Origin of the sequence: Luteibaculum oceani (assembly GCF_007995015.1) — a bacterium.
Taxonomy (GTDB): domain Bacteria; phylum Bacteroidota; class Bacteroidia; order Flavobacteriales_D; family Luteibaculaceae; genus Luteibaculum; species Luteibaculum oceani.
The window spans coordinates 155,599-170,299 of record NZ_VORB01000006.1; the positions used below are offsets into that span (position 1 = coordinate 155,599).

Below are 14,701 nucleotides of genomic sequence, written 5' to 3' on the forward strand. Positions count from 1 at the left end.
ACTTTTTACAAACTAATACCCAGATAATTCTGTAGAATGACAAATTACAGGGATTCAACCCATCTAAATTAGTGTTGATTATTTAGACGGATAAAAGTAAATTAAATCGTCATTTTCTTTTTCTTTGTACTTAAACAGAGGGAGTATGTTTTTTGCCAATAATTTGAAATTGCTGAGAAAGCGAAGGGGCTTAACTCAAACTGCATTAGCAGAACATTTGGAGTTAAGTAGAACGACCTTAATTGGATACGAAAAAGGAGTTCAGCCACCTTTTCCAACGCTAATCAAAATCTCAGAATACTTTAAAGTTTCTCTCGATGCCTTAATTCGCTACGATTTATCTGCTTTGTCCGAATTTCAGTTGTCAGAAATAGATAGGGGGATGGAGGTGGATATAACTGGAAGGCAATTGAGGTTGTTAACCATAAGTACCGATAAAAAAGGGAAGGAAAATATTGAAATGGTTTCGCAGAAGGCTCAGGCGGGATATACCGCTGGATATGGAGATCCCGAATTTATAGCCGAACTGCCCAAGTTTAACCTCCCATTTTTGGATCAAAATAAGTCTTATCGCTGCTTTCAAATAGCAGGAGACTCCATGTTGCCAATTCCCGAAGGGGCGTGGGTAACAGCTTCCTATGTGCAAGATTGGCGAACAGTTGTTTCAGGTCATGCCTACATCTTGGTAACCAAGGAAGACGGGGTGGTTTTCAAGTTGGTTTATCCTAAAAAAGGGGATGACAAAACTTGGATTTTAGTCTCTACAAATAGAATTTATAAACCCTACGAAATAAAGATTGAGGAGCTACGAGAACTGTGGAAATTTGAGACTTACCATAGCCATGATTTTTAAGGATTAGAACAAACTTCCTTGATTTTCTTCCAGCTCCGGGTAGTATTTTTTTTCTGTTAGTTCCTCAGAGTTCCCAACGGCTTCTTTGCCTCTTAATCTCGCAACTGGATAAGCGTCCATCTCTTCCGAAGGGTATGGGTTCAGGAGATTTTTTACTTCCTTATCGAGCTCACCATGTGTAGCCGTATCCAACCATATATTTTCTGATTCTTCCGTTAATATTACCGGCATGCGTGCTTCGTTCATCTTGGGATTGTTGTGAATCGTTGAGAGCAACTCGTTAGCTTGGGTGGTTACTATGCTAAAACTCTTTACTATTTCACCTGTTTCACGGTTAGTCCATTCGCTCCATAACCCTGCTAAATGCATTGGTGCGCCGTCCTTTCTGAAAATTCTGTAAGGATAGGATTTTCCGCCTTTGTGGTGATGTTCAAAAAAAGCAACTACAGGTACTATGCATCGCATTTGTTTAGCAGAGGCTCTGAAGGCGGGTTTTTCAAAAATGGTTTCGCTTTTAGCATTTAGGGTATTATTCCAAAGCTTGAGTTTATCTGCATCGCTTTTAACCCAGGATGGGATCAAACCCCAAGTGGCCGGTGCGGGTTCTGTGGGATTATCGTTGCCATAGATAAGTAGCATGGGGTGGGCAAAACCGGGCGCATGGAAGTAATTTTTGGTGTAAGGTTTAAGCTTTTCGGTTATTTCTGCAATAGCTTTCGGGTCATTTAACCGTTTTGCTCGCTTTAATTGGGCTTCCAAATTGGTCTGAACATCGTAACACATAGTAGAAAGATAAGTTCTCTACGAATTTATGGAAACAAAAAAGGTGTACCCCATGGATACACCTTTAATTGATTCTGAAAAAAAATTAATGTTTTATGTAACTCTTAATCGCAGTATTTCCTCTGTTGGTATGAAGTAGAAGAATGTAATTTCCCTTTTCTAGCTTCGAAACATCCACTGAGTTTCCTTTTGTTCGTACGGTAGTAAGTTTTCTACCTGTTGGATCAAAAACATCTACCTGTTCAATGGGTTCGTCGCTATCAATAAATACTATTCCGTTACCAGGATTGGGATAAATGCCGACTGAAGTGGTGTTTAATTCCTTTATGCCAACCGTATTCGAAATTTGTGTGATAGCAGTGTTGGTAATAATCGGTGGGTTTTGGTAGAAGAAAATATTAGCCTTATTTCCAATTTGATCCCCAAGTTGAAGTGTTTTTACTGGCTCTATGTAGAAGTTTAAGTGACCGTTGCTACCCACGTAGTCTGTACCCGAATCTGGGAGCATTATATTATTGAAATACCATTTTAAAATGCGGCCATCCATCTCAAAGTCATAATCGTGGGAAGCAGTTCCAAGGTGGAAAGTTTCTAGATTCAGTTTGTTTGAAAGCGTATCGGTAACTAGGATGTTAAACGCCGTATCGTTTCCAGTATTTTGGAAACGTACATGGTAACTCATTAGCGGAGGCTGAGTTTGTAGCTCAGAGGGCTTTATGCCCTTATGAGACACCTGTTTATCGTTTGGGTCGTAAGAGTTTCTTATGAGTACATTATGGTCTTCGGTAAAAGTTTCTTGAGGAGAGAAAAAGTCGATTCGAGTGTTTACATTTTCTCCCATGATTGCTGTTCCAAGCACATCCGAATGAACTAGAAAGGATTTACTTTCATTGAACCCAATGGATACGTTGGTCCACAAAATTTGTGAATCCGAATTGGAGGCAGCATTGGCAGAATTCGAATTGGCAATTTGTCGATACCCATTGCTACCTAGGTTAGGGGTAGACCAAATCAGATTCCCAGATATGGGTGCACCCTCATTTCGAACACTGATGTATTGGAAAAATCCTTTTTGAGGTTGTTGTTTTCTTGCCCATCCGCTTGAATAAATTAAAATATTGGCGGGCTCAACTTGTAACCTTAGTTCTGCACGCGCGCTGTTATTATTTGCTGAGAACTGAAAAGAGATGTCTTTTTGGTTTGGGTCGCACGCTTGGGCCCGGTATCCTTGGTCTGCTATGGTTACTTTTCCGCTGCCAGTACCAAAGTATGTTTCAGAAAAAGTACCGTATTCATCAGACCAAAAATATTTCGTGCCAAAATCTCCTGTGGATTTCAACATCATTTTTCCCGATGGGAAGGTCACGCTACAAGAGTCATCTTTACTTACTCTAATATCCCCAGTTAGGGTGCTAACGATTCCACCCGAATAATCCTTTCTAATTAAAATGGTTTTTAAATGAACAGCTTCGTAGGGTTGGTAAGTAGGATTGGTGCCACAAGCACATTGAATTTCAATGGCCATAAACCGCAGCTCTGTACTGTCCCATGGAATTGAATCTAAAGTTACCGTAGTGTCTTGATTAAACTGTCCTACCTGCATCCAGTTTCCGCCGTTCGCATCCCTAATTTCCTTTTGAAAAATTGGGGTAAAAGTGTTTGGGAGTCGGAGGTAATTTCTAATTTCTGGACTTTGAAGCACATAGGTTTTGGAAGTGGTGTCGTTTGCATCAACCAAAGTTTCACCGGTAATTTCGGTAAGGTACGGGGCCTTGCAGGCCTCCGTTTTAAGCTGTGGTAACGGCCGTACCGAGAATTCCCAGGATAGGGTGTCTGGAATGTGTTTACAGGTGCTGTCCTTCCATACAAAGCCCTTAAAATTATTTCCTGAGTAATGCATTAAAGTGTCAGGAAAATTATTTGAAAATGAAAATGAGGTTTCTTGGAATAGCAGGTTTGAATCTGTTGGGCTAGTATACTCGTAAAAGGACCATACCATTTTATCACTTTGGTTTAAATCTGCATTTATTGATATCCGAGAAAAGCTCAAGCCCCTATTCTCACATACAGAAACCGTGGTGTCATGCATGAACACATTTTTTAAATAAATCGTATCACACTGCGATTTTGCATTTAGGATAAAAAACAATAAGGATAGGATGGTAAGTAGGATCCGCATGGTATAATGTTTTACACTAGCGGCAAATTAGTAAAATATTATGGGGAGATTGGATGGTAATTATGAATGTTTAAATCTTAGAATTCCAAACCAATCCAATAAACAACTCGGTGCTTTGGCCAACATTTCTTCCGCTAATTACCTGTCCAATATTAGCAGAAATTCCAAATTGATTTGTAATTCTTTTGTATACTGTGGTGCTCAGTTTGGTATAATCGGCACCTAGTGTGGTAAAAGGTTGCCGGCTGCCATCTCTATAATCACTACCTCCAATTGCTTTTTGAATCTCAAGAGTTAGAGAATAAAACCAGGCATTTTGGAAATATCCTCCACGAAAATGATACTGATTTGCCGATGGGGTGGGAGGGTTTTTATCTTGTGCCTGATAAGATAAGGCAGCAAAATATTGCTTTCCAGTCCACTGTAATCCTCCGCCATAACCGCGTACAAAAGCCTGCTGCCCAATGGCGGTTGCGGTTTCCGTAGCATAGGAGCTTAGGGGCTGTGAATAGGTGTAAATGAAATAAGGACGAAGCCCCCATAGAGAATAAGGGCTTATCAGTTGAGCCTGAACTGTGGCATCCTGAAAACTGCTAACATCACTCTTTATAACTCGGAAATGGGGGAGACTACCAGCGATTCTCAAAAAATTGGTGAGGTTACCAGAGAAATAAAGCGAATTTATTTGGGTGCTTCGCTTAACCCCAACTTTTCCCGGTGCTGCGTAAAATCTTTTAAAATGTTGGACCCCACTGCTAGCCGCAACTGTAAATTCACCAGAATTAGATTTAAATCCATCCAATAAAAACTGTCCATGGGTTAATGATGAATAGAGTAGAGATGATAGTATCAAGAGCTTTCTCATGGACAATAGATTAGAAGTAGACTAGCTTAATATTCTTTGATGTATACGAAGTTAGCTATGAGTTAAAGATGATCATTTTTTAGGTACTTAGTCTGTTCTTAAGACGGGGTTTTTTTATTATTGACAAATAGTCGGCTAAATTGGCAAAATCAGATAAGCAGGTATGGATAAGTTCGGGGAAGTTTACACTTCTAGAGCGTGTGGCTATGCTGGTTTTTGGGGTTTTTACCTTTCATTTTTTGGTTAGCATCCTCAACAAAGAAGACTATGGTACCTGGATGCTGTTTATCTCTATCCATGCTTTTATAGATACGGCTAGGTCTGGTTTTTTCAAAAATCCTTTGATTCGTTTTCTTAATCAAAAAGAGGTTTTAAGGCAGGAAAGTCTTCAGACATCTTCACTTTTATTAAATCTAGGATTTTCTATAATCTTTAGTCTAATTCTTCTTTTGGCTGCCATTCCCATCGCCAATTCGTGGAATGCCCCCGGTTTGGTCCCACTGATTTATGTAAATGTGGTTCTTAACGTGGTGCTGTCATTTTTTACGCACTACGAGTACATACAAGCTGCCCGATTCCGGTTTAAGGGCACTATGATAGGGAATTTGATCCGGTCGGGATTAATGTGTGCTGCCGTATTCGTATACTACATTCAAGATGTTCAATTGGATTTGTGGACGCTGGCGTGGTACTTCACCGCAGCTGCCTTTGCAGGTGCTGCCTACATGTTTTTTTCCTCACGAGATTTAATCCTTTTTAGCTGGCGTACCGATAAATCGTGGATTAAACAACTGTTTAACTACGGGAAATACACGCTTGGAACCAATTTAAGCGCGGTGGTAATGCGAAATATTGATACCTGGATGTTGGGTTGGTATATTTCTCCTGCGGCCGTAGCTATTTACGCGGTAGCCATTCGTATTGCCAACCTTTTTGAGGTTCCAACCATGGCTTTGGCACAGGTAATGTTTCCTCAAGCTGTGCAAAAGGCTGAGTCGGAAGGCCCTGCTGCTTTAAAGTCACTTTACGAAAACTCAGTTGCCACCCTCCAGGTTATGCTCATTCCGCTTGTGATTGTAGTAATCGTATTTTCAGATTGGATAGTGGAATTAATCGCTGGGCCTGAGTATGCTGAAGCAGGTTTCATTTTAAACATTACCATGTTATACGGGCTTATTATTCCTTTTAATAAGCAAATGGGAATTTTATTGGATGCGGTAGGTAAGGCAAAAACCAACATGTTATTTGTAGCAAGAAATGCAATAATTAATGTTGTGTTAAATGCTTTATTGATACCCATTTGGGGAATTCCAGGTGCTGCTTGGGCTTCGCTATTTACCATGTTATTGGTAATGGGTATCAACCAGCGTTATCTAAACAAAAATTTTGATGTGACGCTAGCAGCCGTGTTTGGCAATATGCTAAAGGTGTCCAAGGAATTACCAGCCCGTGCAAAGGCCATACTGAATCGCTAGGTAAACTTTTTCCAAGTCGAAAGGTCGAGCCCGGTTAGTTCTTCGGTTTTAAGAATGTCTTCCTTAAAGTAATTGTATAAGTCATCCTTTAGGTAGGCAGGAAGTGTCATCTTGTCTATGTTTTTCGATGATAACCATGCAACTGCAGATGATCTTGCTTCCTTGGATGGGAAGATAGCTCTGGCCAAGGGGCGTACCACTTTTCTCAACCAGGTTTCTTCTTGGAGGCTATTGTGTAGTAGTTGATTTTTTGGAATTCCAGAAACATTGTAGTCTACCGTGGTGTTTATGTCCAGATTTTGCTGGATGCCAAGAAATTCGAATAAGCTACGGGTAGTATCTTGAGGAGTTTTACGCAGATCGTCAGTCAAAACCACCTTAACATTGGTGAAATTCTCTTTAAACGCTTTAACGCAATCGTAGTATTTGCTCGCAGATTTGTAGTGGTAAATTAACTCCCATCCCTCCTTTTTTCTTTCTTCTTCGGCATCTAATGCGGCCTCGAAGCTAAGTACCTCTCTTTGGTCTCTCACTAGATGTGAGTAGGCAGAGAAAGCTCTTTTAACCGGATCTCTCAGAATAATAATTATTTCAGGATCTCCAAGAAACTCTTTGATTATGGGTATGGTGTCTTGATAAAAGTACAAGGTGTCGGCAGAAGCTTCACCGGCTCTTTTAGCTTTGGCGTTTGCAAAAAGTTTAAGGTATTCGTCCCAAGTTTCAACGTACCACGCTCTAACCTGGTCGTCTTTGGGGCCGCCTTTAGGGAATTTTCCAGCTACACTGGTTATAAAACGGGGTTCTTTTTTCTCGCAAATAAATATTTCGGGATGTTGTAGTAGGTACTGAGCGAGTGAGGAGGTTCCACATTTCGCCATTCCAACAATTAGGAAATCGGGTTTACGAGACATGTTTTGAATTTAAAGATGAACAAATCTAATCAGGTCTGTATATTATCCAAACTAATTGGATTTTGATATTTTGATCTGTTAAAAAGGTGGGGGTGGAGGTAAATTAGCAAAGATCTGCTAGGGTTTTACCTTCCAAAATTCTTAGGGATTGGTCTCTAACATCTAGCATTACATCGTGTAGCTTGCAAGTTTCTTCGTCTGCGCAATCCGAACACCTTTCATAGTAATTAATACTAACGCAAGGGACAAGCGCTATAGGGCCACTAAACAGTCTGATTACCGAGGCCATGGGGATATTTTCTGGGTCTTTCATCAAAAAATATCCTCCTCCTTTTCCCATTTTACTTCCTAGAATTCCTGCTTTTTTTAGGTCAAGTAGGATATTTTCTAGAAACTTCTTAGAAATATTGGTGGAAGAAGCGATAGTAGAAATAAGAATCGGACTTTGATCCCGATTCTTATTTAAATATATAAGTGCTTGAAATGCGTATTTAGTTTTTTTAGAGAGCACGTGTCGCCTTTAGGTGCAAGTTAACAAGATTAACCCGACTAGGCTTCTTTGTACATAACTTTAACACCGTCCATTCTAGAAACGCCTGCTTTATCACCTAGAAGTGATGCAAGTTTCTCTATTCTAATTTCAAGTTCTTCTGGATTAAATGGTTTTGTCATAAAGTCGTCGGCACCTCGTTTTAAACATTTTACCCTATCATCAGATCCCTGTTCACCAGAAAGTACAATTAATGGTACATTATTATAGTAGTCGTATTTTCTTACTTCTGCCATAAACTCATATCCATCTATTTCTGGCATGTTGAGATCAGCAATTATAACACTAGGGCTGGTTCCTGTCTTAAGCCATTCAATCGCTTCTAAACCATTCTCCTTAAGTACTACATTATATTTTTCACTGAATATGTGAAGTAGTAGCCGCCTCATCATCGGCTCGTCTTCTACAACTAGAAGTGTTTTCTTTAGATTATTCATAACGTGGAGACTTTAGACAAATTTACGTTGGGTATTTCTTAAACTACCTCAGCTAGCTTAGGTTTAGAGGTGATAGTTATCGGTCTGAAAACCGCTATGCAACAGGTAATGTTAACCCTTATTAAAATTAAAGCTGATCTGTCGCAGTTGTTTCCAATGTTGTAACAGATATAAACATTGGATTTTTGATATCAGTTTATTCTGATATAGACCAGCCTAAAGTCGTGTTTGGAGAAGACCTTGCGGAGGAATAGGCTTAGGGAGATTTTTTTAAGGCAATTTTTCATTTATCTATAAAAAATTTGGTTTTGATGGCTTTTAATCTGGCCTCGTCGATAAAAGATGATTTTCGCTTTACTAGGAGCCTGATCCTTAACTCACAACAAGGATAGGTGAATTTCAGAGGACTTTACCTGAATTTTCTATCAAACGCGGTTAAAATCCCACGAATTAAATTCCGCCCATCGATGAGCTTTCTAACAAGTTCTTGTTGATACAGGTGTTTATGATTTAAAACAGGTTGTTAATTTAGTGGAGCCATTAATTGTGGGATCATATATGGAGCGGGAGGTGTAAAATCTAGGAGCCATGGTGGATAAAAACTTGGCTGAGATAAATTTCTTAGGATTTAAAAATTCCTACCTTCGTGAAAACTTTGGGGGTGTCCAACAATGGACTGAGATTATACCCTTAGAACCTGATTTCGGTGATGCGGACGAAGGGAAAAGTAATAATTCAGATCTAGGATACTCCCGGCATTATTACAAGTATGCAGGTATATTATAATGGGGAGGCCGTTGATTTAAATTCAGCTACCAAAGTTTCCGATTTTCTTGCTTTACAATCCATCGCCCCCAATGGGGTTGCAGTTGCGATAAATAATAAGGTAATTCCAAAAACCAATTGGTCTAAAACCGAGTTAAAAGACCAAGATAAAATTCTAGTAATCACTGCCGCTCAGGGCGGATAAACGTTTAAGAAATGGCTAAAACCGAACAAATTCCAAATTCAGAAAAAATTACCAGGGTTCCTTTTCCTGCCTCTAAAAAGGTATATGTGCCCGGTGAAATTCACGATATTAAAGTAGCGATGAGGGAAATTACCCTTAACGATACCCGCTTGAAATTTAACCCTTCGGCTGGCGTTGAGAAAAATGCTCCCGTTACGGTTTATGATACGAGCGGCCCGTACACCGATCCTAATATAGAAATCGATGTAAGAAAAGGGCTTCCTAAATTAAGAGCGCAGTGGATTAAAGATAGAAACGATACCGAAGAGTTAGAGGGTATCACTTCTTCTTATGGAAAGGAGAGATTGGCAGATTCAAGTTTAGACCACCTACGTTTCGAATATCTAAGTAAGCCAATAAAGGCAAAAGCTGGTAAAAACGTTAGCCAGATGCACTACGCCAAACAAGGGATTATTACCCCCGAAATGGAGTACATAGCCATTAGAGAGAATCAAAAAATTGATTTACAGAATGAATGGGCTAAGCAGCATCCAGGCGAATCTTTTGGTGCAAACATTCAGAAATCTCATATCACACCAGAATTCGTAAGAAAAGAGGTGGCCGAGGGAAGAGCTATCATTCCATGTAATATTAATCACCCAGAAACGGAACCAATGATTATTGGTAGAAACTTTTTGGTGAAGATAAACGCTAACATTGGTAACTCTGCTGTAACATCCTCCATAGAGGAAGAGGTAGAAAAAGCAGTATGGGCATGTCGCTGGGGAGCAGATACTATAATGGATCTTTCCACCGGGAAAAATATACACGAAACCAGAGAGTGGATCCTCAGAAACTCACCCGTTCCAATAGGTACTGTGCCTATTTATCAGGCTTTAGAAAAGGTTAATGGTAAGGCAGAAGACCTAACCTGGGAAATATTCAGAGATACGCTGATAGAGCAGGCTGAGCAGGGTGTGGATTACTTTACTATCCACGCTGGGGTGAGGTTAAAGTATATCCCTTTAACGGCAAAAAGAGTTACAGGTATCGTATCTAGAGGAGGTTCCATTATGGCAAAATGGTGTTTAGCGCATCACAAAGAAAACTTCCTGTATACGCACTTTGAGGAAATTTGCGAAATAATGAAGGCTTACGATGTAGCCTTTTCTCTTGGGGATGGTTTACGTCCCGGAAGTATTGCAGATGCGAACGATGCCGCGCAATTTGCTGAACTAGAAACACTAGGTGAGCTAACAAAAATAGCTTGGAAACACGATGTGCAAACCATGATAGAAGGGCCTGGTCACGTGCCAATGCATATGATTAAGGAAAACATGGATAAGCAGCTTAAGGAATGTGATGAGGCTCCGTTCTACACATTAGGGCCGCTTACTACCGATATCGCTCCAGGTTACGATCACATTACCTCGGGAATTGGTGCGGCAATGATAGGTTGGTTCGGATGTGCTATGCTTTGCTATGTTACACCAAAAGAACACCTTGGACTTCCTAATAAAAAGGATGTAAAGGATGGGGTTATTACCTACAAAATTGCGGCCCATGCAGCTGATTTGGCTAAAGGGCATCCAGGAGCACAGTACCGAGATAATGCACTAAGTAAGGCGAGATTCGAGTTTAGATGGGAAGACCAGTTTAACCTGGCTCTAGATCCTGATACGGCAAGAGAGTTTCACGATGAAACGCTTCCTGCTGAAGGTGCAAAAGTGGCGCACTTCTGTAGCATGTGTGGACCGAATTTCTGTTCTATGAAAATTACCCAAGATGTTCGCGAGTTTGCAGCTACGGAAAATGTAGATGAGAGCGAAGCCCTAAGAAAAGGGATGGAAGAGAAGTCGAAAGAGTTTAGAGAAAAAGGAGCAAATATTTACCTGGAACAATAATGGTAATCGTCATTTCGAATGAAACCGAGGTTGATGACGAAATGACTACCGTAAATCAACTTTTTGAGGGGGGCTTAGACCGGTTTCATTATCGCCGGTCTGCCTTCAACTCAGAGCGTTTTAAATTGTTCCTGAAAGGAGTAAAACCAGAGTACCACAAAAAGATTAGTGTCCATCTAGGTTCTTTTTGTTATGATATCCCCCCGGGTGTGGGTGTTCATTATAAAGGAGATTATGCTGGAGATCGGTTTGTTGATAGAATACAAAGTGCTTCAATTCATTCGGTTCAAGAATTGAATACTCCTGAAAGGAGGGGAGAAAGTTACTTTTTGGTGGCGCCAGTTTTCCCAAGTATATCCAAGGTAGGATATGGACTTAATGAAACGGTGAAAGGCGATTTTGAGGGTAAACGCTTTGATAATAAAAATTTGATTGCACTTGGTGGTATTGATGCGACTACGGTTCAGAATCTTGGAGCGGTATGGAGTGGAATCGCACTGAAAGGAAGCATTTGGAAAGCAACAAATCCTAGCGATAGGATCACTTTGTTTAAGAAAATAAAGCAAAAATGGGAGCAAAATCGGCATTAGTTATAGCAGGATTCGACCCCTCTGGAGGGGCAGGCTTGTTAAGTGATGTGGCAATTTTTGCAGGAAAATCCATTGATGTAAAGTCTTGTGTTACTTGCAACACCTCCCAAAATTTCACCAAGTGTTATTGGGTAGAACAGCTGCCTGAAAAGCAAATTTTAAACCAGCTAAACCACCTATTGGAGGACTTTCGCTTTGATGGAGTTAAAATTGGAGCCTTTCCGAATCTTAATTGTCTAAAAACTTGTTTGGATAGCATTAAAGAAAAGCAGCCCGGTATCCCAATTGTATGGGATCCGGTGATTAAAGCATCAAAAGGAGCCTCATTTGTTGGAGATATTAATAAAGAGGTCTTAATCGATATTCTGGGTAAAATAGACTTGATAACACCTAACCGGAGGGAGTATAACACCCTTAAGGGAGTTTTGGGAATGGAATTGTCGGAGCTTACCAACACATTAGTAACCGGTTTTATGGTTACTGATACTCATATCACCGATGCACTTTTAAGTAAAAAAGAAGTATTGGAATTCACCAAAAATATGGTGCCAGGAAAAGATATTCATGGTTCTGGCTGTAAGTACAGTGCGCTCATTACGGCCCACCTGATCTTGGGAAATGATTTGGTGAATAGCATTTCGGAATCCAGCCAAGAAATGTATAACCTATACCAAACCATTCCATGTTAGTATCTAGGCTGCATTACATATCGCAAGCACTAAATGGCTATAGTCATGCCGAAATGATAGAGCGTGCATTAGCGTCTGGGGTAGATTGGGTGCAGTTACGAGTTAAGAACGAACCGGAGGATTTTATTTTGAATCAAGCCCAGCAAGCAAGGGCCTTATGCAGTCGGTTTGGTGCAAAGCTTATTATTAACGATCATCCCGCCGTTGCCAAGGCCGTTGGTGCAGATGGAGTGCATTTGGGATTAAGTGATATATCGGTATCCGAAGCAAGAAAATTGCTTGGTGCAAAAGCCATTATTGGAGGAACCTGCAATACATACGAGGACGTAAAAAGAAGAATAGCTGAGGGCGTAGATTATGTTGGGCTAGGGCCTTATAGATTTACCAAAACCAAAGAAAAATTGAGTCCGGTTCTGGGGTTGGATGGATACCGAAGCTTAATGAAATTTTTGGGAGAGGTCAATCCGCAAATTCCTGTAATAGCTATTGGAGGTATAACCATTGAGGATATACATCCACTAAGGGATGCTGGAGTTCATGGGGTTGCATTGGCGTCATTAATTAACCATGCGGATGCCCCTGAAAAAGTGATAACAGAGATTAAAACGAAATTATAATATGAGCTTTTCAATAGGAGGAATAGAAATGGGCTCCCGATTATTATTGGGAACTGGTAAGTTTTCTTCAAACGAAAACATGGTTGCTGCTATTAAAGCATCTGGAACGGAAATGGTGACGGTGGCTTTAAAGCGTGTTGATGCTAAAAGGAAGGAGCAGGATGAGCTGCTTGCCGCACTCAGATCAACCGGAGTCCGTTTACTGCCAAATACTTCTGGCGTTAGAACAGCCGATGAAGCTGTTTTTGCAGCGGAATTGGCCCGAGAGGCCTTAGAAACCGATTGGTTGAAATTGGAGATTCATCCCGATCCAAAATATTTGCTACCCGATCCTATAGAGACTTTAAAAGCAACAGAGGTATTGGCTAAAAAAGGATTTAAAATACTCCCATACATCCATGCCGATCCAGTTTTATGTAAAAGGCTGGAGGAGGTGGGAACTACCGCAGTTATGCCTCTTGGAGCTCCAATTGGAACCAATTTGGGAATAAAAACCAAGGAATTTATCGAGATAATTATAGATCAAGCTAAAGTTCCTGTAATTGTCGATGCTGGGATTGGTGCGCCATCTGATGCTGCCTTAGCTCTGGAGCTTGGTGCCGATGCAGTCTTGGTAAATACCGCCATAGCAGTTGCAGGAAATCCCGCCCAAATGGGAGAAGCCTTTAAGTTGGCAGTTGCATCAGGCGAATTAGCTTACAAAGCTAAATTAGGGCCCAAACAGCTCTCTAAAAAAGCAAGTGCCTCATCACCTTTAACCTCGTTTTTAGATGTCTAGTTTCAGAGCTTTATTCGAAAAATACAGTTGGGAAGAAATTCGGAACCAGGTTTACAGCAAATCTGCCGCGGATGTGGAAGCGGTTTTGGCCTCAGGCAAGGCAGATTTAGATGGCTTTTTAGCTTTAGTTTCTCCCGCCGCAGCCCCTTATTTGGAGCAAATGGCACAGTTAAGTCGAGAAATTACCTTAAAACGCTTTGGAAAAACGATTCAGCTTTTTGCCCCATTTTATCTATCGAATGAGTGCCAAAATATCTGTACCTATTGTGGGTTTTCTTTGGATAATCCCATTCGCAGGAAAACCCTAAACCCAATTGAAATAGAGAAGGAAATCAAGGCCATAAAGGATCTAGGTTTTCGACACGTGTTATTGGTTACCGGAGAGGCAAATAAAACAGTAGGTGTGGATTATTTGGAGCGAGCAATAAAGCAAATCCGACCGCATTTTGATAATGTTTCCATGGAGGTTCAGCCATTGGATCAACTGGATTATGAGAGACTGATTGAAGTAGGGCTTCACACGGTTTTGGTTTATCAAGAAACCTATCATCAAGCCGACTATAAAAAGCACCATCCCAAAGGGAAGAAATCTAATTTTTGGTACCGCCTGGATACTCCAGACAGACTTGGGAGAGCAGGAATATACAAAATGGGACTTGGGGCGCTAATCGGTCTAGAAGACTGGAGAATTGATTCATTTTTTGTGGCATTGCACCTCGATTATTTGCAAAGAACTTATTGGAAAAGTAAGTACACCTTGTCCTTCCCGAGGTTGCGTCCATTTTCAGGTGGATTGGAACCTAAAGTAGAGATGAATGATGCCGAATTGGTTCAGCTCATTTGTGCGTACCGAATTTTTAATCCTGATGTGGAATTATCGCTTTCGACTAGGGAAACTCAAAAGTTTAGGGATAACGTTATTAAAATGGGGATAACCACTATGTCAGCGGGGTCTAAAACCAATCCTGGGGGTTATGCTGTGGAGCCTCAATCTTTAGAGCAATTTGAAATATCAGATGAGCGCTCACCTGCACAGATAGTAGAAATAATAAAAAATGCTGGTTACGAGCCCGTTTGGAAAGATTGGGACCAGTCGTACCAGCAGTTTTCAGTGTAATTTA

General features: G+C 40.6%; 15 protein-coding genes and 1 riboswitch. Of the genes, 9 read left to right on the forward strand and 6 right to left on the reverse strand.

Annotated elements, in window-relative coordinates; translation table 11 throughout:
* Positions 1–163 precede the first annotated feature (163 nt).
* Positions 164–853 carry an XRE family transcriptional regulator gene (locus tag FRX97_RS07935; protein WP_262711312.1) on the forward strand — a complete coding sequence of 230 codons (690 nt, stop codon included), beginning with the start codon at positions 164–166 and terminating at the stop codon, positions 851–853.
* Between the two features lie 3 nt (positions 854–856).
* On the opposite strand, the gene FRX97_RS07940 is transcribed toward FRX97_RS07935, so the two are convergent.
* From FRX97_RS07940 to FRX97_RS07950, 3 genes are all read right to left on the reverse strand, one after another.
* Complete coding sequence (locus FRX97_RS07940; RefSeq protein WP_147014664.1) at positions 857–1,636, reverse strand: SOS response-associated peptidase; 780 nt, start codon at positions 1,634–1,636, stop codon at positions 857–859.
* An 85-nt stretch (positions 1,637–1,721) separates the two neighbouring features.
* Positions 1,722–3,815, reverse strand: coding sequence for a T9SS type A sorting domain-containing protein (locus tag FRX97_RS07945; RefSeq protein WP_147014665.1), 2,094 nt, complete (start codon positions 3,813–3,815; stop codon positions 1,722–1,724).
* A 70-nt stretch (positions 3,816–3,885) separates the two neighbouring features.
* On the reverse strand, positions 3,886–4,680 hold the full coding sequence (locus tag FRX97_RS07950) for a hypothetical protein (RefSeq protein ID WP_147014666.1): 795 nt from the start codon (positions 4,678–4,680) through the stop codon (positions 3,886–3,888).
* 140 nt (positions 4,681–4,820) lie between these two features.
* On the opposite strand from FRX97_RS07950, the gene FRX97_RS07955 reads away from it, so the two are divergent.
* On the forward strand, positions 4,821–6,155 hold the full coding sequence (locus tag FRX97_RS07955) for an oligosaccharide flippase family protein (RefSeq protein ID WP_147014667.1): 1,335 nt from the start codon (positions 4,821–4,823) through the stop codon (positions 6,153–6,155).
* On the opposite strand, the gene FRX97_RS07960 is transcribed toward FRX97_RS07955, so the two are convergent.
* The 3 genes from FRX97_RS07960 to FRX97_RS07970 form a co-directional block, all read right to left on the reverse strand.
* Complete coding sequence (locus FRX97_RS07960; RefSeq protein WP_147014668.1) at positions 6,152–7,066, reverse strand: sulfotransferase family protein; 915 nt, start codon at positions 7,064–7,066, stop codon at positions 6,152–6,154. The two genes, FRX97_RS07955 and FRX97_RS07960, sit on opposite strands and share 4 nt — an antisense overlap.
* 103 nt (positions 7,067–7,169) lie before the next feature.
* Positions 7,170–7,577, reverse strand: a complete 408-nt coding sequence (locus FRX97_RS07965; protein ID WP_147014669.1) for an RrF2 family transcriptional regulator — start codon at positions 7,575–7,577, stop codon at positions 7,170–7,172.
* A 38-nt stretch (positions 7,578–7,615) separates the two neighbouring features.
* Positions 7,616–8,053 carry a response regulator gene (locus tag FRX97_RS07970; RefSeq protein WP_147014670.1) on the reverse strand — a complete coding sequence of 146 codons (438 nt, stop codon included), beginning with the start codon at positions 8,051–8,053 and terminating at the stop codon, positions 7,616–7,618.
* A 647-nt stretch (positions 8,054–8,700) separates the two neighbouring features.
* Positions 8,701–8,794: riboswitch (TPP riboswitch) on the forward strand.
* Between the two features lie 28 nt (positions 8,795–8,822).
* On the opposite strand from FRX97_RS07970, the gene thiS reads away from it, so the two are divergent.
* The 7 genes from thiS to thiH are packed head-to-tail and all read left to right on the forward strand — an operon-like array spanning position 8,823 to position 14,697.
* The gene (gene thiS / locus FRX97_RS07975; RefSeq protein ID WP_147014671.1) at positions 8,823–9,023 is read left to right on the forward strand and encodes a sulfur carrier protein ThiS; all 201 of its coding nucleotides are present in this window, start codon (positions 8,823–8,825) and stop codon (positions 9,021–9,023) included.
* 11 nt (positions 9,024–9,034) lie between these two features.
* Positions 9,035–10,906, forward strand: coding sequence for a phosphomethylpyrimidine synthase ThiC (thiC, locus tag FRX97_RS07980; protein ID WP_147014672.1), 1,872 nt, complete (start codon positions 9,035–9,037; stop codon positions 10,904–10,906).
* Complete coding sequence (locus FRX97_RS07985) at positions 10,906–11,496, forward strand: beta/alpha barrel domain-containing protein (protein ID WP_147014673.1); 591 nt, start codon at positions 10,906–10,908, stop codon at positions 11,494–11,496. The genes thiC and FRX97_RS07985 overlap by 1 nt, the downstream gene beginning before the upstream one ends.
* Positions 11,475–12,185 carry a bifunctional hydroxymethylpyrimidine kinase/phosphomethylpyrimidine kinase gene (locus FRX97_RS07990; RefSeq protein ID WP_147014674.1) on the forward strand — a complete coding sequence of 237 codons (711 nt, stop codon included), beginning with the start codon at positions 11,475–11,477 and terminating at the stop codon, positions 12,183–12,185. The genes FRX97_RS07985 and FRX97_RS07990 overlap by 22 nt, the downstream gene beginning before the upstream one ends.
* Complete coding sequence (locus FRX97_RS07995; protein WP_147014675.1) at positions 12,179–12,802, forward strand: thiamine phosphate synthase; 624 nt, start codon at positions 12,179–12,181, stop codon at positions 12,800–12,802. Before FRX97_RS07990 ends, FRX97_RS07995 begins: the two co-directional genes overlap by 7 nt.
* Position 12,803: 1 nt before the next feature.
* Complete coding sequence (locus tag FRX97_RS08000) at positions 12,804–13,580, forward strand: thiazole synthase (protein ID WP_147014676.1); 777 nt, start codon at positions 12,804–12,806, stop codon at positions 13,578–13,580.
* On the forward strand, positions 13,573–14,697 hold the full coding sequence (thiH, locus tag FRX97_RS08005) for a 2-iminoacetate synthase ThiH (RefSeq protein WP_147014677.1): 1,125 nt from the start codon (positions 13,573–13,575) through the stop codon (positions 14,695–14,697). The genes FRX97_RS08000 and thiH overlap by 8 nt, the downstream gene beginning before the upstream one ends.
* Positions 14,698–14,701 lie beyond the last annotated feature (4 nt).